The organism is Collimonas silvisoli, assembly GCF_018305005.1.
GTDB lineage: Bacteria > Pseudomonadota > Gammaproteobacteria > Burkholderiales > Burkholderiaceae_D > Collimonas > Collimonas silvisoli.
Genome location: NZ_JAGQEG010000107.1, coordinates 1 through 18532, shown reverse-complemented (window position 1 = coordinate 18532; position 18532 = coordinate 1). Strand labels below are relative to the sequence as shown.

19 protein-coding genes are annotated in these 18532 nt (G+C 56.2%); 11 read left to right on the top strand and 8 right to left on the bottom strand.

Going from position 1 to position 18532, the window contains the following annotated elements; all coding sequences use genetic code 11:
- Positions 1–316 precede the first annotated feature (316 nt).
- Both dut and KHU33_RS22215 read left to right on the top strand, forming a co-directional pair.
- Positions 317–766, top strand: coding sequence for a dUTP diphosphatase (gene dut / locus KHU33_RS22220; RefSeq protein WP_211466979.1), 450 nt, complete (start codon positions 317–319; stop codon positions 764–766).
- A gap of 11 nt (positions 767–777) precedes the next feature.
- The gene (locus tag KHU33_RS22215) at positions 778–1881 is read left to right on the top strand and encodes a M48 family metalloprotease (protein ID WP_230414481.1); all 1104 of its coding nucleotides are present in this window, start codon (positions 778–780) and stop codon (positions 1879–1881) included.
- Between the two features lie 191 nt (positions 1882–2072).
- Here KHU33_RS22215 and clpA read toward each other — a convergent pair whose 3' ends face one another.
- Both clpA and clpS read right to left on the bottom strand, forming a co-directional pair.
- A complete protein-coding gene (gene clpA, locus KHU33_RS22210) occupies positions 2073–4373 on the bottom strand; it encodes an ATP-dependent Clp protease ATP-binding subunit ClpA (RefSeq protein ID WP_211466977.1) in 2301 nt (766 codons plus the stop codon).
- A complete protein-coding gene (gene clpS / locus KHU33_RS22205; protein ID WP_211466975.1) occupies positions 4370–4678 on the bottom strand; it encodes an ATP-dependent Clp protease adapter ClpS in 309 nt (102 codons plus the stop codon). Before clpS ends, clpA begins: the two co-directional genes overlap by 4 nt.
- 329 nt (positions 4679–5007) lie before the next feature.
- Between clpS and cspE the strand changes: the two genes are divergently transcribed.
- The gene (cspE, locus tag KHU33_RS22200) at positions 5008–5211 is read left to right on the top strand and encodes a transcription antiterminator/RNA stability regulator CspE (protein ID WP_009665919.1); all 204 of its coding nucleotides are present in this window, start codon (positions 5008–5010) and stop codon (positions 5209–5211) included.
- A 142-nt stretch (positions 5212–5353) separates the two neighbouring features.
- Here the strand turns inward: cspE and icd are convergent, their stop codons facing one another.
- Positions 5354–6607 carry an NADP-dependent isocitrate dehydrogenase gene (gene icd, locus KHU33_RS22195; RefSeq protein WP_211466973.1) on the bottom strand — a complete coding sequence of 418 codons (1254 nt, stop codon included), beginning with the start codon at positions 6605–6607 and terminating at the stop codon, positions 5354–5356.
- A 164-nt stretch (positions 6608–6771) separates the two neighbouring features.
- Between icd and KHU33_RS22190 the strand changes: the two genes are divergently transcribed.
- The 3 genes from KHU33_RS22190 to KHU33_RS22180 all read left to right on the top strand — a co-directional run bounded on the left by KHU33_RS22190 (position 6772) and on the right by KHU33_RS22180 (position 8302).
- Positions 6772–7341 (top strand): pseudouridine synthase, encoded by a 570-nt coding sequence (locus KHU33_RS22190; protein WP_211466983.1) that lies wholly within the window; start codon positions 6772–6774, stop codon positions 7339–7341.
- A gap of 134 nt (positions 7342–7475) precedes the next feature.
- Positions 7476–7703 carry a hypothetical protein gene (locus KHU33_RS22185; RefSeq protein ID WP_211466971.1) on the top strand — a complete coding sequence of 76 codons (228 nt, stop codon included), beginning with the start codon at positions 7476–7478 and terminating at the stop codon, positions 7701–7703.
- A 137-nt stretch (positions 7704–7840) separates the two neighbouring features.
- Entirely contained in the window at positions 7841–8302 is a 462-nt protein-coding gene (locus KHU33_RS22180; protein WP_211466969.1) for a DUF192 domain-containing protein, read from the top strand.
- 151 nt (positions 8303–8453) lie between these two features.
- Here KHU33_RS22180 and rpsT read toward each other — a convergent pair whose 3' ends face one another.
- The gene (rpsT, locus tag KHU33_RS22175; RefSeq protein ID WP_211466967.1) at positions 8454–8720 is read right to left on the bottom strand and encodes a 30S ribosomal protein S20; all 267 of its coding nucleotides are present in this window, start codon (positions 8718–8720) and stop codon (positions 8454–8456) included.
- Between the two features lie 334 nt (positions 8721–9054).
- On the opposite strand from rpsT, the gene murJ reads away from it, so the two are divergent.
- Together murJ and KHU33_RS22165 are read left to right on the top strand one after the other, a co-directional pair.
- Positions 9055–10605, top strand: coding sequence for a murein biosynthesis integral membrane protein MurJ (gene murJ, locus KHU33_RS22170; RefSeq protein ID WP_211466965.1), 1551 nt, complete (start codon positions 9055–9057; stop codon positions 10603–10605).
- Positions 10606–10645: 40 nt separating this feature from the next.
- The gene (locus tag KHU33_RS22165; RefSeq protein WP_211466963.1) at positions 10646–11497 is read left to right on the top strand and encodes a SirB1 family protein; all 852 of its coding nucleotides are present in this window, start codon (positions 10646–10648) and stop codon (positions 11495–11497) included.
- On the opposite strand, the gene KHU33_RS22160 is transcribed toward KHU33_RS22165, so the two are convergent.
- The gene (locus KHU33_RS22160) at positions 11494–12063 is read right to left on the bottom strand and encodes a GNAT family N-acetyltransferase (RefSeq protein WP_211466961.1); all 570 of its coding nucleotides are present in this window, start codon (positions 12061–12063) and stop codon (positions 11494–11496) included. The two genes, KHU33_RS22165 and KHU33_RS22160, sit on opposite strands and share 4 nt — an antisense overlap.
- An 83-nt stretch (positions 12064–12146) precedes the next feature.
- Positions 12147–14039: an ATP-binding cassette domain-containing protein gene (locus KHU33_RS22155; RefSeq protein ID WP_211466959.1), complete on the bottom strand. Its 1893-nt coding sequence runs from the start codon at positions 14037–14039 to the stop codon at positions 12147–12149.
- A 364-nt stretch (positions 14040–14403) separates the two neighbouring features.
- Between KHU33_RS22155 and KHU33_RS22150 the strand changes: the two genes are divergently transcribed.
- On the top strand, positions 14404–15168 hold the full coding sequence (locus KHU33_RS22150) for an MHYT domain-containing protein (protein ID WP_211466957.1): 765 nt from the start codon (positions 14404–14406) through the stop codon (positions 15166–15168).
- Positions 15169–15199: 31 nt separating this feature from the next.
- On the opposite strand, the gene KHU33_RS22145 is transcribed toward KHU33_RS22150, so the two are convergent.
- Entirely contained in the window at positions 15200–16210 is a 1011-nt protein-coding gene (locus KHU33_RS22145; protein ID WP_211466955.1) for a hypothetical protein, read from the bottom strand.
- A gap of 196 nt (positions 16211–16406) precedes the next feature.
- On the opposite strand from KHU33_RS22145, the gene KHU33_RS22140 reads away from it, so the two are divergent.
- A complete protein-coding gene (locus tag KHU33_RS22140; protein ID WP_211466953.1) occupies positions 16407–17030 on the top strand; it encodes a TetR/AcrR family transcriptional regulator in 624 nt (207 codons plus the stop codon).
- A gap of 49 nt (positions 17031–17079) precedes the next feature.
- On the top strand, positions 17080–18282 hold the full coding sequence (locus KHU33_RS22135) for an MFS transporter (RefSeq protein ID WP_211466951.1): 1203 nt from the start codon (positions 17080–17082) through the stop codon (positions 18280–18282).
- A 155-nt stretch (positions 18283–18437) separates the two neighbouring features.
- Here the strand turns inward: KHU33_RS22135 and KHU33_RS22130 are convergent.
- Positions 18438–18532, bottom strand: a 95-nt coding sequence (locus KHU33_RS22130; protein ID WP_211466981.1) for an integrase core domain-containing protein, incomplete at its 5' end; no start/stop codon positions are given.

Below are 18532 nucleotides of genomic sequence, written 5' to 3'. Positions count from 1 at the left end.
GCCATGACACGTTTGGCAAGGACGATAACCAGTTGGTATTGTTTGACACAAACGGCCACAGCAGTTTGCCGCGCGCCGGTAAGCAACAACTGGCGCGCCAGTTGATCGCCGCAATTGCCGCTCGTCTTGGTTAGTATCGGCACATCGGCGCATCGGTGTTTCGCGACGGGTTTCATCGCCCGCGATTTGCATCGAAAATCAGCAGTAGTTTGATGAATACCGGGCACCGTGCGCGATTGCTCCTGCCATGTTTGCCGCTGTCATGTTCGCTGCAGCTATCCCTATCATTCCACTTAATAGATTGTTACAAAATTCAATGAATACCATCGACGTCAAAATTCTCGACCCTCGCATGCAAGATCAACTGCCGGCTTACGCTACCGAAGGCAGTGCGGGCCTGGACCTGCGCGCCTGCCTGGACGCCGCGCTGACGATCAAACCCGGTGAAACCCATCTGATCCCGACCGGCTTGGCGATTCATATCGGCGACCCTGCTTATGCGGCAATGATCCTGCCGCGCAGCGGCCTGGGCCACAAACATGGCATCGTGCTGGGGAACCTGGTGGGCCTGATCGACTCTGATTACCAAGGTCAGCTGATGGTATCCACCTGGAACCGCGGCACTACCGAATTTACCCTCAACCCGATGGAACGGCTGGCGCAATTAATCATTGTGCCCGTAGCTCGTGTCCAGTTTAATGTCGTACCAGATTTCGAGAGCAGCGAACGCGGCGCAGGCGGCTTCGGCAGCACCGGAAAAGATTGATGGAGAAATTAATGAGATTGATGAATTTGACGCGCGGCGCCGGATGGCAAGGAGCCAAGCGTTATGCGGTGCTGGCAATGCCGGTGCTGCTTCTGGCGGCCTGTGCTACGCAGGAGCCGAGTAGCAGCTCCACCACGGGCAAGGTCACGCTGCCGTTCGCCCCTCCCAAGCCGGTGGTGCTGACGCCGCCGCCAAAACAGAGCGAACTGAAAACGCTGATCGGCTTGCAAGACCGCTTGTACGACGTCGCCGCTCCTTTGCTGGTGAACAACGCCGTATTGTGCAGAAACAATGCGCGCAATCTGCTGGGTTTCACCGCCAAGACAAAATATTCCTATACCGCTGAATTCATTGACGCCGCAAGCGCCTTGGGCCTGAGCGATCAACTGCAAGTAACCGGCGTGCTGACCGGCAGCGGCGCCGCCAAGGTCGGTCTGCAACGCGGCGATCTGCTGGTCTCCATCCAGGACAAGCCGGTACCGGTGGGCGCCGATGCCGAACGCCAGACCGCCATGCTGCTCGGCCCGCTGGTGAACGGCCGCAATAGCATCAAGGTGACGATCGCGCGCAACGGCAGCAACCAGACCTTGAACATCCCTCTGACCCGCGCTTGCGCCTTCGGCATCGAGCTCGGCAACACCGAGAATGTGGTCAGTTATGCCGATGGCCGCCGCGTGCTGATCAGCAGCGGCATGATGAAATTCACCAAGAGCGACGATGAACTGGCTCTTGTGATCGCCAAGGAAATGGCGCACAACACGCTTACCCATCCGGCCCGTCAACGCAACACCGCCACCATGACCGGCGTCATCGACAATCTGATCCGCTTGCGGCCGGATAGCGCAGCCTTGAACGGCATGGCCGGCGTCAAGCCTTACCCGCAGCAGCTGGATGCAGCGGCCGACAAATTGTCGTTGTACATGGTTGCCCGCGCCGGTTATAAGATCGACGATGCCGCAGCCTTCTGGCAACGGCTGGCGACCAGCTATCCGGCCAGCGTGCTCAACGCCTACACGGCGATCCATCCCGGCACCGACTACCGCCTGTCGGCAATCCGGCAAGCCGTTTCGGATATCCAGGCTAAACAGGCAACTGAAACTGCCCTGCTGCCTTAAGCCCAACTCTGAAACTCTGTCATCCCCGCGCACGCGGGGATCCAAGTTGCTGACTAAAATGGATTCCCGCGTGCGCGGGAATGACGCAACAGTAGTTGTACATATTAAAAAGCCTGAATCACTTTCGTGAATTCAGGCTTTTTAACTTGCCAGACAAACGCCTGGCTGAAGCGGAAGTTATCCCGCCTGCTTTATTCGACTTCCACCGTTTCCTCAGGCGCTGCAGGCGAAGACGAATCTTTTTCTGCAAAGTCCAGGCTGATCTGATCCTTTTCGTCCAGATCGACGGTAACCCGGCCGCCGGTCACCAGCTTGCCGAACAACAGTTCGTCGGCCAGCGCCTTGCGAATCATGTCCTGGATCAGACGTGCCATCGGCCGCGCGCCCATCAAGGGATCGAAACCCTTCTTGGCCAGGAATTTCCGCAAATTCTCGGTGAAGATCGCATCCACTTTTTTCTCATGCAACTGCTCTTCCAATTGCATCAGGAACTTGTCGACCACACGCAAGATGACTTCTTCATCCAGTGCATGGAAGCTGATGATGGAATCGATGCGATTGCGGAATTCCGGCGTAAACATACGCTTGATATCCGCCATCTCGTCACCGGCTTCTTTCTTGTCAGTGAAACCGATCGAACGTTTTTGCAGACTTTCCGCGCCGGCGTTGGTGGTCATGATGATGATCACGTTACGGAAATCGGCCTTGCGTCCGTTATTGTCGGTCAACGCGCCATGATCCATCACCTGCAGCAGGATATTGAAAATGTCCGGATGGGCTTTTTCGATTTCATCCAGCAGCAATACCGCATGCGGCTTCTTGGTCACGGCTTCGGTCAGCAAACCGCCCTGGTCGAAACCGACATAACCCGGAGGCGCGCCAATCAAGCGGCTCACAGCGTGACGCTCCATGTATTCGGACATGTCGAAACGGATCAGTTCGATGCCGAGGATGAACGCCAGCTGCTTGGCCACCTCGGTCTTGCCGACCCCGGTCGGACCGGAGAACAGGAAAGAACCGATCGGCCGGTCGGTCTTGCCCAGACCGGCACGCGCCATCTTGATCGCCGACGCCAGGGCGTCGATCGCCGGATCCTGGCCGAACACCACATTGCGCAAATCGCGGTCTATGGTTTGCAGCTTGCTGCGGTCGTCCTGGTTCACCGACTGCGGCGGAATCCGCGCAATCTTGGCGATGATGTCTTCGATCTCGCCCTTGCCTATGGTCTTTTTCTGTTTCGACTTCGGCAGGATGCGTTGCGCCGCACCGGCTTCATCGATCACATCGATCGCCTTGTCCGGCAGATGGCGGTCATTGATGAAGCGCGCCGCCAGTTCGGCTGCACTGGTCAGCGCGGAAGCTGAATACTTGACGCCATGATGCTCTTCAAACCGCGATTTCAGGCCGCGCAGGATTTGCACGGTTTGCTCGACCGTCGGTTCGTTGACGTCGATCTTCTGGAAACGACGCGACAAAGCATGGTCTTTTTCAAAGACGCCGCGGAATTCGGTGTAGGTGGTCGCGCCTATGCATTTCAACTGGCCGCTCGACAATGCCGGCTTCAACAGATTGGACGCATCCAGCGTACCGCCGGAAGCCGAGCCGGCGCCGATGATCGTGTGGATCTCGTCGATAAACAAGATGCCGTGCGGACTGTCCTTCAATTGCTTGAGCACTGCTTTCAAGCGTTGCTCGAAATCGCCGCGGTATTTGGTGCCGGCCAGCAGCGAGCCCATGTCCAATGAATAGACAATCGCGTTTTGCAAAATTTCAGGAACATCGCCTTGGGTGATGCGCCATGCCAGTCCCTCCGCAATCGCGGTCTTGCCGACGCCGGCTTCGCCGACCAGCAAGGGATTGTTCTTGCGGCGGCGGCACAAGGTCTGGATCACGCGCTCGACCTCGTACTCGCGGCCGATCAGGGGATCGATTTTCCCCTCGGCCGCCAGTTTGTTCAGGTTTTGCGTGAACTGGTCCAGCGGGCTTTCCTTAGCCTGGCCTTCAGCCTGCACTTCTTCCGCGCCTTCCGAGGATTTCTGCGAGTCGGCTTGCTGATCCTTGCGCACTCCGTGCGAGATGAAATTCACCACGTCAAGCCGCGTCACGCCTTGCTGGTGCAGGTAGTACACCGCGTGCGAATCCTTTTCGCCGAAGATGGCGACCAGCACGTTAGCGCCAGTGACTTCCTTCTTGCCGTTGGAAGCCGATTGCACATGCATGATGGCACGCTGGATGACGCGCTGGAAACCCAGGGTCGGTTGGGTATCCACTTCATTCGAACCCGGCACCGTCGGTGTGTTATCGCCAATGAAGATAGTCAGCGTCTTGCGCATATCGTCAATGTTGACCGCACAGGCTCGCAGCACCTCTGCCGCGGACGGGTTGTCGAGCAGGGCCAGCAGCAGGTGTTCAACAGTGATGAACTCGTGCCTTGCTTGTCGTGCTTCGACAAACGCCATGTGCAAACTTACTTCCAATTCCTGCGCAATCATGCTTCCTCCATCATGCATTGCAGGGGATGCCCCGCTTTGCGTGCGTGCGTTAATACCAATTCAACCTTGGTGGATGCGATATCTTTCGGATACACACCACACATGCCTTTGCCATCGCGATGCACTTTTAGCATTATCTGCGTTGCGGCTTCGCGATCCTTATTGAAGTATTCCTGCAGGATGACAACCACGAATTCCATTGGCGTATAGTCATCATTGAGCAAAAATACCTGATACATGGGGGGCGGCTTGAGCTTTTGCTCTTGTCGCGTCGCTACTGTCCCGTCTTCGTGCTTGGTTACCATGCGCCTATTCTAAAACCTTCCGCCAAATGCGCAACGCGCAACACTGAATAAATAAATGTTTATATCGATATTACGCGTTTTCCGATTGCTATGCAGATGACGATAGAACAGATTAAATCAAGAGTAAAAAACAATGCAAAACCACAGATTTAATTGCACAAAGGAAATTACTTGACTTTTTTATTTTTAACGCGAACAATGACATTCATTGATAAGCATGTTTCTAGCTTATTAATAGAAGTGAGCAAGTTCTAGAAGGGGCAGCGTTACGCGAGGCTTCTTGCTTTTACGGCTCGTGTGATTAGTCATTATTTGAAAGACGCTATTTTATGGCAACAGGTACAGTCAAGTGGTTCAACGATTCTAAGGGCTTCGGCTTTATCACTCCGGATGACGGCGGTGAAGATTTGTTTGCACACTTTTCCGCAATCCAGATGAACGGCTTCAAGACCCTCAAAGAAGGTCAAAAGGTCCAGTTCGAAGTCACGCAAGGCCCTAAAGGCAAGCAAGCTTCTAACATCCAAGCTCCTTAATTTCGCTTCGCGTTACTAAGCAGTTTTTGTAAAAAACCTCACCGCGGTGAGGTTTTTTTATTCGTGCGGTCAAGATGTGGCAAAACAGCGCGTAAAAAAAGCCAGAACAAATTCTGGCTTTTTCTTATAAGAACAACAAAATTTACATGTTTTCGATCAGGACTTCGCCGAAACCGGAGCAGGAAACCTGAGTTGCACCTTCCATCAAGCGTGCAAAGTCGTAGGTAACCTTTTTCGATGTGATCGATTTTTGCATCGATTCAATGATCAGGTCAGCAGCTTCGACCCAGCCCATGTGGCGCAACATCATTTCTGCCGACAGGATCAGCGAACCCGGGTTGACATAGTCCTTGCCAGCATATTTTGGCGCGGTACCGTGAGTTGCCTCAAACATGGCCACCGAATCCGACAGGTTGGCGCCCGGAGCGATGCCGATGCCGCCGACTTGTGCTGCCAGTGCGTCGGAAATGTAGTCGCCGTTCAGGTTCAGAGTGGCGATTACGCTGTATTCGTTCGGGCGCAGCAGGATTTGTTGCAAGAACGCATCAGCGATCGAATCCTTGACGATGATTTCACGGCCGGTCTTCGGGTTCTTGAATTTCGCCCATGGACCGCCGTCGATCAATTCAGCGCCGAATTCCTTTTGCGCCAGTGCATACGCCCAGTCACGGAAGCCACCTTCGGTGAACTTCATGATATTGCCCTTGTGGACGATAGTGACGGATGGCTTGTCGTTGTCGATCGCGTATTGGATTGCCTTGCGCACCAGGCGCTCGGTACCTTCACGCGAGACTGGCTTGACGCCGATACCGGAAGTATTCGGGAAACGGATCTTCTTGACGCCCATTTCCTTGATCAGGAAGTCGATCAGCTTCTTGGCGCCGTCGCTGCCCTCTTGCCACTCGATGCCGGCATAGATATCTTCCGAATTTTCACGGAAAATCACCATGTCGGTCTTTTCCGGCTCACGCACTGGTGAAGGCACGCCCTTGAAATAACGCACTGGACGCAAGCAGACATACAGATCCAGCTCTTGGCGCAGCGCCACGTTGAGCGAACGGATGCCACCGCCGACCGGCGTGGTCAATGGGCCTTTGATCGACACCACGTAATCCTTGATCGCAGCCAATGTCTCTTCCGGCAACCAGACGTCCGGGCCGTACACTTGCGTAGACTTTTCGCCGGCAAACACTTCCATCCAGCTGATTTTGCGCTTGCCCGCGTAAGCCTTGGAGACAGCAGCATCCACCACCTTGATCATGACCGGGCTGATATCGACACCGGTGCCATCGCCTTCGATGTAAGGAATGATTGGATTGTCAGGGACGTTGATCGAGAAATCGGCGTTGACGGTGATTTTTTTGCCTTCAGCAGGCACTTTGATATGTTGGGACATCTGTGTATCTCCGGAGTTGAGGAGGTAAAAGCAGCTAGACGGGTTTGATTTGAAGCACAGGTGGTCTTATATAAGACATAAGACAAGCATTTCGTATTATGCACTAGTATTTTACTAGACGCTATGTTTTTGCGACACCAATGATCAGACACTATACTAGCGGCATGCCCCTGATTCTATTCAATAAACCATTTCAAGTGATGTGCCAGTTTTCGGCCCATCCCAGCCGCCCCACCCTCGCTGACTATATAACCGTCCCCGACATCTATCCGGCAGGACGTCTCGATGCCGATAGCGAGGGATTATTGTTACTCACCGACGACGGCCAGCTGCAGCACAATATCAGCCACCCCGCATTGAAACAGCCGAAGACTTACATGGCGCAGGTTGAAGGCATCCCGACACAAGCCTTGCTGGCGCGCTTGCGGGATGGCGTCGATCTTGGCGATTTCCGCAGCCAGCCATGCCAGGCGCGCGAGATCGAGGCGCCGGACTGGTTGTGGCCGCGCGATCCGCCGATACGCCAGCGCCAGGACAAGCCCACCAGCTGGCTGGCGCTAACCCTGACTGAAGGAAAGAATCGCCAGGTGCGGCGGATGACGGCTGCGGTGGGATTGCCGACCTTGCGGCTGGTGCGGGTCGCGATTGGCAAGATATCGCTGCAGAGTCATCCCCTGTGGCCAGGCGAGTCGGTTGAAATCGATCCGGCCGATCTGACAGCCCCAAGGAAGTAGCTGCGGATACAAATTAATACATTTTTCGGCGTTTTTTAAATAAACCTGTCAACCATCTGTTTTCGAGCGTCGTTAATTGCAGTGATTCAAGTGAATCATCGATTGATTAACTCGCTAACTGAATGGATTTGAAAATGAAAAAACTGATCGCTGCTCTGATTGCCGGCCTGTTCGCAACTTCCGTTTTCGCTGCTGACGCAGCTCCTGCTGCACCTGCCGCCCCTGCTGCTGCTGCAACAGAAGCTTCGGCTCCTGCCGCTAAGAAAGCAACTCACAAAGTTAAGAAGGCTAAGAAAGCCGCTAAAGCTAAAGCTGCAAAAGCTGAAGCTCCAGCAGCTGAAGCCGCTCCTGCTGCGAAGTAATTCCAGCATCAGCTTCAATAAAAAGGCAGGCGCGTCCTGCCTTTTTTACGTCCTGAAACAATTAATATCCGCCGCCGGCGCCCCTCTGCCGATTTACCTCTCTGTATAATCTCCGGATCCTAAGGAGCTTTAACAACATGAGAAAAATTCGCGCCACTTACTTCGCAGCAGCTATCGCATGCATCGCAACCTATGCTGTTGCCGCACTACCGGCATCCGCGCAAGAAATCCAGCAACTCCCGGTAACTTCCCTGAATATCGGCATCCATGTGATCAAGGCCGAAGTGGCGCGCTCGGAACCGCAACGCGAACAAGGTCTCATGTTCCGCAAGAAAATGGGCAGCAACGAAGGCATGGTATTTGTGTTTGATGCGCCTGCGGGCATCTGCATGTGGATGAAAAACACCCTGATCCCGCTGTCGGTCGCATTCATCGACCAAAAAGGCACAATCCTGAATGTCGAGGAAATGAAGGCGCAGACGCTGGATTCACATTGCGCCCAAGGGGCAGCATCTTATGCGCTGGAGATGAACAAGAATTGGTTCAAGGACAAGAATATCAAACCAGGCACTGTGATCCAAGGTTTGCCACAACTATAAGCACCACCGGCGGCAGTAGCCTGAGCACTTGCCGCCGCCATAACTAAAAAAACAAAACAGAAAAACCCTGCATGACGAATGTCATGCAGGGTTTTTCTTAATCCAACAACAAAGTAGTAAAACCGGCAGCTGGGCTGCCCGTCAAATACTATTAAGCAGCCAGCGCCTTCAGAGCAGCGTTCAGACGGCTCTTATGGCGTGCAGCCTTGTTCTTGTGGATGATTTTTTTGTCCGCGATACGGTCGATAACCGATACGGAATTTTGCAGAACCAGGGCTGCTGCAGCCTTGTCGCCGCCAGTGATTGCCTTTCGGGCAGCTTTGATAGCTGTACGCAGGGTCGAACGCTGACTGGAATTGTGCAGGTTTTGCTGAACTGCTTGACGAGCACGCTTACGTGCTTGTGCGGTATTTGCCATTTATATTTCCTAAAACGAGGTCGGGAATGCTTACGCGGCATAAACAAACCAGACCGCGACGCAGAATTCTGTAAAGCCACGGATTATAACCAGTTTTTGAAAAACAGGCAAACTCCCCTTGCTTCCAGGACAATTCTGTCGCAAGAAAGCACACTTGCCAGAGCGGCAAGCCGATATTATGTTTGCCACGGGAACATTCCAGCCCGGACTTTATCACAGTCAGTGTTTGCCGGTAGCAAGCAGAATCCGGCAGGCGAACCCAGCAATAATTCCCGCTTTTTCACCCTCCGAGAAAGCTGCGGCAGGCGATCTGCTCCAGCTATAATGCCGCTCCATGAACTTGCATAAAACGCTTGCCACCGTCTCTGGCATGACCATGGTGTCGCGTGTGACAGGCCTGATTCGCGAAATCCTTTACGCGCGCGCATTCGGCGCCGACGGCTATACAGACGCCTTCGCCATCGCTTTCCGTATTCCCAATCTGTTGCGCCGGCTGTTTGCCGAAGGGGCTTTTTCGCAAGCCTTTGTGCCCATCCTGGGCGAATACAAAAACCAGAAGGGTGAAGCGGCGACCAAGAACCTGGTCGACCACGTCGCCACCGTGCTGACCTGGGCCATGCTGTTCACCTGCATCATCGGCATTCTGGCCACGCCGGTACTGGTGTACTTCATCGCCACCGGCCTTAAAGACAATAAGGAAATATTCGGCGCTTCGGTGTTCATGACCAGAATCATGTTCCCCTACATCGGCTTCATGTCTTTTGTGGCCCTGGCCGGCGGCATTTTAAATACCTGGCAAGAATTCAAGATTCCGGCCTTCACCTCGGTGCTGCTGAACCTGGCCTTTATTGTCGCTTCGCTATTCGTTGCGCCCTATCTGCAACATCCCATCTATGCGATGGCGTTTGCAGTGCTGGTCGGCGGCGTGCTGCAAGTGGCGCTGCAGGTCCCGGCGCTGATCAAGGTTGGCATGCTGCCGCGGCTTGCGCTCAATCCCATGATCGGCTTGCGCGATCTAGGTGTGCAACGGGTGCTGAAAAAAATGGGGCCGGCGGTATTTGCGGTGTCAGCCGCCCAACTCAGCCTGCTCATCAACACCAATATCGCCTCGCGCCTGGGGCATGGCAGCGTGTCTTTATTGACCTACGGCGATCGCTTGATGGAGTTTCCGACGGCATTACTGGGCGTCGCTCTCGGCACCATTTTGCTGCCCAGCCTGTCCAAGGCCAATGCGGATAAAGACCATGGCGAGTATTCGTCATTGCTGGACTGGGGCTTGCGCCTCACCTTTTTGCTGGCGCTGCCGTCTGCGGTCGGCCTGGCAACCTTGTCGGTACCGCTGACGGCGACCCTGTTCCAGCACGGAAAATTCGACGCCGCCTCGGTTGCGGTTACCAGCCAGGTTCTGATTGCCTATGGCGTAGGCTTGATCGGCCTGATCGTGGTGAAGATCCTGGCACCTGGCTTTTATGCCAAGCAAGATATCAGGACGCCGGTCAAGATTGCGGTTGGCGTACTGATCGCCACGCAATTGATGAATTACCTGTTTGTGCCGATTTTTGCGGTGGCCGGCCTGGCGCTGTCGATCAGCGTCGGCGCTTGCCTGAACGCCGGCTTCCTGCTGTGGAGCCTGATGCGGCGCGGCATCTACAAGCCGGAAGCAGGCTGGATCCGCTATTCCATACGCCTGCTCGGCGCCCTGTTCCTGATGGCGGCGGTGGCGCTGTGGAGCGGCCAGCAATTCGACTGGACCGGCCCGCATGCCAGCTCCCTGGCACGCATCGCCGCCTTGTGCGCGGTATTGGCAGCCTGCGGCATTACTTACTTTGGAGCACTGCTGGCGATGGGATTTCGTTTCCGCGATTTCAAGCGTATAGCACGCTAAGCTAACAGCGCAGGAGAAAATAGTTTGCTAGGATAGAGCCATGACGATCACATCTCTAGACTACTTTACCTCGCTGGTGCAACAAGCCAACGATGTTCCTTTGTTTGAGGCAGCACTGGCAATCGCGCAAGACGCCTATCCCCAGCTGGATTTCGATGCGCCCCAGAACGAGCTCGACCGGCTGGCCAATACCTTGCGCCAGCGCCTGCCGCCGGACGCTTCGGCGATCCAGAAATTGCGCCAGCTGAATCACTTCTTCTACCAGGAGTTGGGATTCGCGATCAACGTCAATCATTATTACGATACCGACAACAGCTATCTGCAGCGGGTGATCGCCAAACGGCGCGGCATTCCGATTTCGCTGGCGGTGATCTACATGGAACTGGCGCAGCAGATTGGCTTGCCCGTCAAAGGCGTATCCTTCCCCGGTCATTTCCTGATGAAGCTGACCGTGCCGTCCGGCGACATCATGATCGATCCGGCCAATGGCGCCAGCCTGTCGCGCGAAGAACTGGAAGAACGGCTGGAACCCTATCTGCCGACAAACAGCGACGAGGAAAAAGCGGCCAGCCGGCTATCGCTGATCAGCTACCTGCAAATCGCTCATCCGCACGACATCCTGGTACGCATACTGCGTAATCTGAAAGCCATCTACCAGCAAGGCAATTACTGGCAAAGGCTGCTGGAAGTGCAGCAACGGCTGTTGATCCTGTTGCCGGGCGACGCCGTCGAACGGCGCGACCGCGGACTGGCGTTCGCGCAACTGGATTGCCCGCAAGCGGCCTTGGAAGATCTGGAAAATTATCTGGCGCAACGGCCGCAGGCGTCTGACGCAGCGGCCTTGCTCCTGCAGGCAGCGGAGTTGCGCGAGGCGTGCCGGCGCTTGAATTAATCGGTATTAGCAGCCGGCCACTCGCTGCGCAACAGCGATAGCTGCAACATATCGTGGTAGCGCCCGCCCCAGTAACCAACCTGACGCAGACACCCTTCGTCGACGAAACCAAGCTGGCGCAGCAGCTTGAGCGAGCCCAGGTTATCGGGATGCACCATGGCCTCGATGCGATTCAGCGCCATCTGGGCAAAACCCCAGGTCATGACGGCGGTCAGCGTCTCGCGCATGAAACCCTGTTTCTGGGCATGGGTTGCCAGCTCATAGCCGATCATGCATTTGCGCCAGTTCCTGTCCCACCTGAACAAGCCGCATGTGCCCAGTAATCCAGGCTGTTCTCTGACCTGAATCCCCCAACGCGCTCCCGGATTTTCATCCAGACGCCAGCTGGCAAAGCGCTTGACCAAAGCCCGTGCGGCCGCCAGATCTTTTAACGGATCTGTGCCAAACCATCGCATCAATTCAGGATCGCCATGCATGGCAAGAATCTGTTCGGCATCGCGCTCGACTATTTCGCGCAGAACAAGGCGTTCGGTCTGGATGACTGGGAAAGCTGCTGTTTCACTCATTGCTGAACTATGCCTCTATATGAAGATTAGCTAGATATTAAATGAAGCCGCCGCATTCCCACCCGCGACAAGGTTTTGCCGCGTTACGCCTTACTGCGCGCCTCGATCACTTCCCATTTCTCCAGGCTCTCCAGCAGCAAGCCGTCGATTTCAGCGAAGCGCTCGTTCAGGCGTTTCACTTCATCCGGTTTTTGCTTGTACAGATCGGGATCGGCCAGCTGGCTGGAAATAGCTTTCTGTTCTGCTTCCAGCTTGGTGATCAGTTGCGGCAATTCTTCCAGTTCGCGCTGCTCTTTGTAGCTGAGTTTTTTTTGCTTGGCGACAGGCTGAACCGGCTCCGCTTTCGCTTCCGCCTTGGCTTTGGCAATCACCGCCGACTGGGTCGGACGCACACGTTCCCAGTCGGTGTAGCCGCCTACATATTCGCGCCACATGCCGTCGCCCTCGGCGGCGATCACCTGCGTCACCACATTGTCGAGGAAGGTACGGTCATGGCTGACCAGGAATACGGTGCCGCTGTAGTCTTCCAATAATTCTTCCAGCAATTCCAGGGTATCGATATCCAGATCGTTGGTCGGCTCGTCCAGCACCAGCACGTTGGCCGGCTTGGCGAACAAGCGCGCCAGCAGCAGACGGTTGCGTTCGCCGCCGGACAGCGATTTGACCGGCGAACGGGCGCGTTCCGGCGCAAACAGGAAATCGTTCAGATATGTCATCACGTGTTTGCGCTGGCCGTTGATCTCGACCCAGTCGCTACCCGGCGCAATGGTGTCGGCCAGGCTCGCGTCTTCGTTCAGCTGCGCCCGCATCTGGTCGAAATACGCGATCTGCAATTTAGTGCCCTGCTTGACCGTGCCGCTGTCCGGCTGGTCTTCTCCCAGGATCAGTTTCAGCAAAGTAGTCTTGCCGGCGCCGTTCTGGCCGATCAAGCCAACCTTGTCGCCACGCATGATGGTGGCGGTGAAATCGCGCACGATGACCTTGTCGCCATAAGCCTTGTTGACATCGGTCAGCTCGGCGACGATCTTGCCGGAACGTTCGCCCGAGGACACATCCAGCTTGACCTGGCCTTGCTGGTCGCGGCGTGCGCTGCGCGCCAGGCGCAAGGCTTCGAGGCGCCTGACGCGGCCCTCGTCGCGGGTGCGGCGCGCTTGCACGCCCTTGCGAATCCAGATTTCCTCCTGCGCCAGGAATTTGTCGAACTTGGCGTTTTCCACTTCTTCGATTTCCAGCTGCTCGGCCTTGCGCACCTGGTATGCCGTGAAATTGCCTGGGAAGGACAGAATGCGGCCGCGATCCAGTTCGACGATGCGGGTGGCGACGTTATCCAGGAAACTGCGATCATGGGTAATGAACAGCACGCTGCCCTTGTAGTCGCGCAGCAAACCCTCCAGCCACATGATTGAGCTGAAATCCAGATGGTTGGTCGGCTCATCAAGCAGCAAGACATCGGGCGCGCTCACCAAGGCGCAAGCCAGCGCGACGCGCTTTTGCATACCGCCCGAGAGTTGTCCCATCAACAGATTCTTATCCAAATTCAAGCGATCCAGCGTGGTCTCGACCTTGTTGGTCAGGCTCCAGGCGTCAGCGGCGTCGAGTTTGCTTTGTATCTCGTGCATGCGCTCCATGATGGCGTCGTCGTTGCCGCCGCCGAACTGGCCGGTCAGCGCATCGTATTCGTTCAACAGTGCCTGCATCTCGCCCATGCCGGACGCCACCGCGTCGAACACCGACATCTCGGATTCGAAATGCGGCTCCTGATCGACATAGGCGATCTTGATCCCCTGCTGCATCACCATCAAGCCGTCGTCCAGCTTGGACACGCCGGCGATGGTTTTCAGCAGCGACGACTTGCCGGTGCCGTTACGGCCGATCAGGCCGACCCGCTCCCCCGCTTCCAGGGAAAATTCAGCGCGGTCCAGCAGCGCAACGTGACCAAAGGCGAGTTGCGCATTGGTGATAGAAATGACAGCCATAATTTGGATGAAACCAGAAAAAGAAAGATCTGCGGAGCACTACGGCGGCAACACGCAGTCAATTGGATGAATGAACCGCACATTGTACCTATACTCGCGCGCCTAGTCGTACATTTGTCAAAGCAGGCCCGCTCATAGCTCTCTTTGAGCTGCAACTTGAATTTACAAAAAAATCCCGCAAACAAGTTGCCGTGTGGAAATTTTATCTCTATATTATTTCCATGGGGAAATATAAATTCACGCGATCGATATGCGCCATGGCGTAAGTCATCTGGCTCGGTTTCAATAACAATATTGCTGCAAAAACAACAACAAAGAGTGCGCCGCCTTTTGCCTCAGACATTCATACAACAGGGAGAAAGCCATGGATCCATTGCTAGGCCAATTGTTAACGCCGAGATATGACGCCGCTCTGGTTTTGCTGTCATACATGATTTCGTTCTGGGGAGCCTTGCTGGCCCTGCAATGCGCCAAATCCATGTTTCGCAAGGATGGCACGCTGGACCTGGGCATGACCATCTGCGCCGCCGCCTCGCTGGGCGGCATCGGCATCTGGTCGATGCACTTCCTGGCCATGCAAGCATATCGTCTGACTGTGCCGATTGCCTACGATGCGGTGCTCACCGCAGCATCGTTGCTGGCAGCGATCCTGATTTCCGGTATTGCGCTATACCTGGCCGGCGGTCACGGCAAATTCAAGGTATCCGGCTGGCTGGCGGGCAGCATGCTGGCCGGGGTGGGAGTGTGCGTGATGCACTACATGGGCATGTATGCAATGAATCTGCGCGCCACCATGCTGCTCAATCCGACCATCGTCGTGATCTCGATCGTCATCGCAATTGCCGCCGCCTCTGCGGCGTTGTGGCTGGCATTCAACCTGACCCGGCTGTTGCATAGAGTCGTGGCGGCGCTGGTGATGGCGCTGGCGGTGTGCAGCATGCACTACGTCGGCATGTACGCCGCCAACATGATCTGCACCAGCGACGCGCCGTTGATTCCGCTAAAAATCGGCGGCAACTATCTCGACGTCTCGGTCTACGCCGTCGCCGGCTTGCTGTCCCTGTGCATTTTCTGGGTGGTGTTAGGGCGCAGCATGGAGGACAACAAACTGGTCGAGACGCTGCGCTGAGTGACGGCCGTTGTGGCGTTTCAGCGCCACGCTACAGGTCAAAGCGCTGCATGACGCCGATTGTCATCAGATCGGCGTCGTTCTTGTTCCTGAAGGTGACTGCCCGGCCGAAACTGGCGAAACCTCTGACGTTGTTGCCAAAATCGCGGCCAAGCTGCAAACTGATCAAGCCATTGACTTTCCAATCGCCCGACTCGCGTTGATTGGCCGCCAGATACGGCCCGGCGCCGGCGCTGATATTCCAGTGTTCAGCAATCGGCTGCACATACCAGCCCTGCGCGGCGATCCCGTGCCGGTTCACGCGCACGCCGTCATCGCCCTCTTCAATCGCGGCAACCGAAGCGGCCCAGGGCCCGTAATATTTTTTAGCTTCAAGCGCATAAATCAGGCGCTTGCCCGGTCCCGATTGATTGGTCTGGGCAAAACCGCCCAGCGCCGCCAGCCACAGCCCGTGGTTGCTACCCGCATCAGCCGCACTAACATGCGTTGCACCGAGTTCCTTGCCGACACCGAGCAGCAAGGCGTCCGACGAAGGCGCGCCAGGTATCAGCACATGGTTGTATGCCAGCCGAATGCTCAGGCCGGGCGAATATTGATCCAGGCGTGCCAGCAGCGCCACGGAAAGCAAACCACCTAAGCGCGCATCGTCTTTTTCCGTGCCGTTGACGGTGGTTCGGTTCATGCTGAAATACGGACCGGCGGCCAGTTCAAGGTCAAAACCGGGGTGCAGTTTTTGGCGATAGGCCATCTGCAGCGCATAACCGTCCCGGTGATTATTGTCGGGATGGCCTTCGTTGTAATACACATAGTCAAGCCGGGTGCTGCTGTCCGCCGGCAGATGTCCGCCGGCGCCAAGGCCGAACAGATCGACGCCCGGCCCGAACCGGATTTCCGCAGCGCGCCAGCGCATGGGTTTCTGGCCGTCGAGACTGGTGCCGTACAGTATGCCGTTGCCGAGCGCGGCCGAGGCATAACCGTTGTCGCCAGCCGGCGCCAACGGCGGCACCGCCGAAACATCCCCCGCCTGAGCCAAGGGAGACAAGCAAAAAAACGTACATACCAGCGCCAAACGCCGAATTACTCTGTTTTTCTTAGATATTTCCTTAGATATGGCAATTTTCAAACTCACTAGAACCTCATTTTCACTGGATTGGGTGCGAAGTGCCTGGGTTCGACCAATGCAGAGCAATTTTGTTTCGATGCTTGACTTAGGAAACAAACGTTTCCATAATCAACGCATGCCAAATACCCTAGCAAAACCTGTCGATACCTCTCGTTGCCGCGGCCGGCCGCGCGAGTTCGACATGGATCAGGCGCTCGATAAAGCGGTTCGCATATTCTGCGAGCGCGGTTACCACGCCACCTCGGTGTGCGACCTGACGCATGCCATGCAACTCGCATCGGGCAGCGTCTACAAGGCATTCAAGGATAAAAGAAGTGTCTTTCTGGCAGCACTCGATCGTTACAAGACCGTGCGCGACGCGCAACTGCGGGCGGCAATCGGCATCGGCGCGACGGGCAGAGAACGGGTACGTCTAGCGTTGGCCTTTTATGCCGAAGCATCGCATGGCGCCGCCGGACGTCAGGGCTGCCTGGTTGCCGGCGGCGCTGCGGAACTGGCCACCTTTGACCAGGAAGTCGGGCGGTGGATCACTGCCGCGCTGGCCAGGAACGAAGTGTTCATTGACGAGCTGATCCGGCAAGGCCAGGAGGATGGCTCGATCCCGCCGCATGTCGACGGCGCGGCGACGGCCCGCCTCATGCTGTGCCTGATCCAGGGCATGCGCCTGGTCGGCAAAACCGGCCGGTCCCAGGATGAAATGACGGCACTGGTGGATATCGCAATGAAGACACTCATCTGATTTTTTTACCCATTTAGGAAACAATCATTTCCTTTTTAAAGGACGCCCAATGACTACCATCGCAATTGCCGTCGACGCCAAGCCCGAGCAGACTGTGTCGGCCCGGCTGATGATCCTGCTGGCGTTCGCCTGCGGGCTGATCGCTGCCAATCTCTACTACGCCCAGCCGCTGGCTGGACCGATAGGCTCGGCGCTAGGCTTGTCGCCAGGCGCAACCGGGCTGATCGTCACCCTGACGCAGGTCGGCTATGGCGCAGGGCTGCTGTTTATCGTACCGCTCGGCGATCTGCTTGAAACACGCCGCCTGGTGCTGACCCTGATCGGCCTGGTCACCCTGGCGCTGCTGGCGGCGGCACTGTCGACGCACCCGTTGCCGTTCTTCGCGGCGACGCTCTGCATCGGCCTCGCCTCGGTAGCGGTACAGGTGCTGGTGCCGTATGCGGCGCATCTGGCGCCCGAGTCCGTGCGCGGCAGAGTGGTCGGCAATGTCATGAGCGGTTTGATGCTTGGCATCATGCTGGCGCGTCCGGTCTCCAGCTTCATCGCCCAGTTTGCCTCGTGGCACGCTGTGTTTTTTATGTCGGCAGCTGCGATGACGCTGCTGGCGTTCTTGCTGAGAATGGCCTTGCCGCCGCGTCAACCCGTGTCGACGCTTTCATACGGCAAGCTGCTGGCTTCGATGGAGCATCTGATGCGCAGCACGCCGGTCCTGCAGCGCCGCTCCTTATATCAAGCCTGCCTGTTTGCGGCCTTCAGCCTGTTCTGGACCACTACCCCGCTGTTGCTGGCCGGGCCTGAATTCCGGCTATCGCAAGGAGGCATTGCGCTGTTCGCTCTGGCCGGCGTCGCGGGCGCCATCGCCTCGCCTATCGCCGGCCGCTTCGCTGATCGCGGCTGGAGCAGGCCGGCAACTGCATTCGCGATGCTGGCCGTTGCCACTTCATTTCTCATCACGCATATCGGCGCCTATGGCTCGTCATTGTCCCTGGGCTTGCTTGTTGCAGCCGGCATTCTGCTGGATTTCGGCGTGACTACCAATCTGGTGCTGGGACAACGCGCCATCTTTGTATTGGGAGCTGAATATCGAAGCCGTCTCAATGGCCTCTACATGGCGACGTTCTTCGTCGGCGGCGCGCTCGGCTCGGCACTTGGCGGCCTGGCTTTCGCCCATGGAGGATGGGCTCTGGCGTCCTGGCTAGGATTCGCTTTGCCCGTCGTTGCGCTACTCTATTTCTTCACCGAGCAGCGATAGATTTCATTTTCAGGGAATTGTCCATCGCTTGATCCTGGTCAACGCCAGCCTGTGGATCTTTGCACCATTTTCAACATAGGCATGCGCAGCAAAAATAGAGTGAGCAGGCATTACCTTAATGCATGTCCAGTCCTAAAATAGGTTGACAGGTTTTATTACAACACAAACGCTCGATGCACCGCATCGGGCGTTTTGTATTTCAGGGCCGTATGCGGCCGTTCCCGGTTGTAGATCCGAACGGATTGCACCA

Excerpts from the sequence above, each read along its gene's own strand:
- dut (WP_211466979.1), top strand. The coding sequence starts at position 317 with ATGAATACCATCGACGTCAAAATTCTCGACCCTCGCATGCAAGATCAA.
- KHU33_RS22215 (WP_230414481.1), top strand. The coding sequence starts at position 778 with ATGAGATTGATGAATTTGACGCGCGGCGCCGGATGGCAAGGAGCCAAG.
- clpA (WP_211466977.1), bottom strand. The coding sequence starts at position 4,373 with ATGATTGCGCAGGAATTGGAAGTAAGTTTGCACATGGCGTTTGTCGAA.
- clpS (WP_211466975.1), bottom strand. The coding sequence starts at position 4,678 with ATGGTAACCAAGCACGAAGACGGGACAGTAGCGACGCGACAAGAGCAA.
- cspE (WP_009665919.1), top strand. The coding sequence starts at position 5,008 with ATGGCAACAGGTACAGTCAAGTGGTTCAACGATTCTAAGGGCTTCGGC.
- icd (WP_211466973.1), bottom strand. The coding sequence starts at position 6,607 with ATGTCCCAACATATCAAAGTGCCTGCTGAAGGCAAAAAAATCACCGTC.
- KHU33_RS22190 (WP_211466983.1), top strand. The coding sequence starts at position 6,772 with ATGCCCCTGATTCTATTCAATAAACCATTTCAAGTGATGTGCCAGTTT.
- KHU33_RS22185 (WP_211466971.1), top strand. The coding sequence starts at position 7,476 with ATGAAAAAACTGATCGCTGCTCTGATTGCCGGCCTGTTCGCAACTTCC.
- KHU33_RS22180 (WP_211466969.1), top strand. The coding sequence starts at position 7,841 with ATGAGAAAAATTCGCGCCACTTACTTCGCAGCAGCTATCGCATGCATC.
- rpsT (WP_211466967.1), bottom strand. The coding sequence starts at position 8,720 with ATGGCAAATACCGCACAAGCACGTAAGCGTGCTCGTCAAGCAGTTCAG.
- murJ (WP_211466965.1), top strand. The coding sequence starts at position 9,055 with ATGAACTTGCATAAAACGCTTGCCACCGTCTCTGGCATGACCATGGTG.
- KHU33_RS22165 (WP_211466963.1), top strand. The coding sequence starts at position 10,646 with ATGACGATCACATCTCTAGACTACTTTACCTCGCTGGTGCAACAAGCC.
- KHU33_RS22160 (WP_211466961.1), bottom strand. The coding sequence starts at position 12,063 with ATGAGTGAAACAGCAGCTTTCCCAGTCATCCAGACCGAACGCCTTGTT.
- KHU33_RS22155 (WP_211466959.1), bottom strand. The coding sequence starts at position 14,039 with ATGGCTGTCATTTCTATCACCAATGCGCAACTCGCCTTTGGTCACGTT.
- KHU33_RS22150 (WP_211466957.1), top strand. The coding sequence starts at position 14,404 with ATGGATCCATTGCTAGGCCAATTGTTAACGCCGAGATATGACGCCGCT.
- KHU33_RS22140 (WP_211466953.1), top strand. The coding sequence starts at position 16,407 with ATGCCAAATACCCTAGCAAAACCTGTCGATACCTCTCGTTGCCGCGGC.
- KHU33_RS22135 (WP_211466951.1), top strand. The coding sequence starts at position 17,080 with ATGACTACCATCGCAATTGCCGTCGACGCCAAGCCCGAGCAGACTGTG.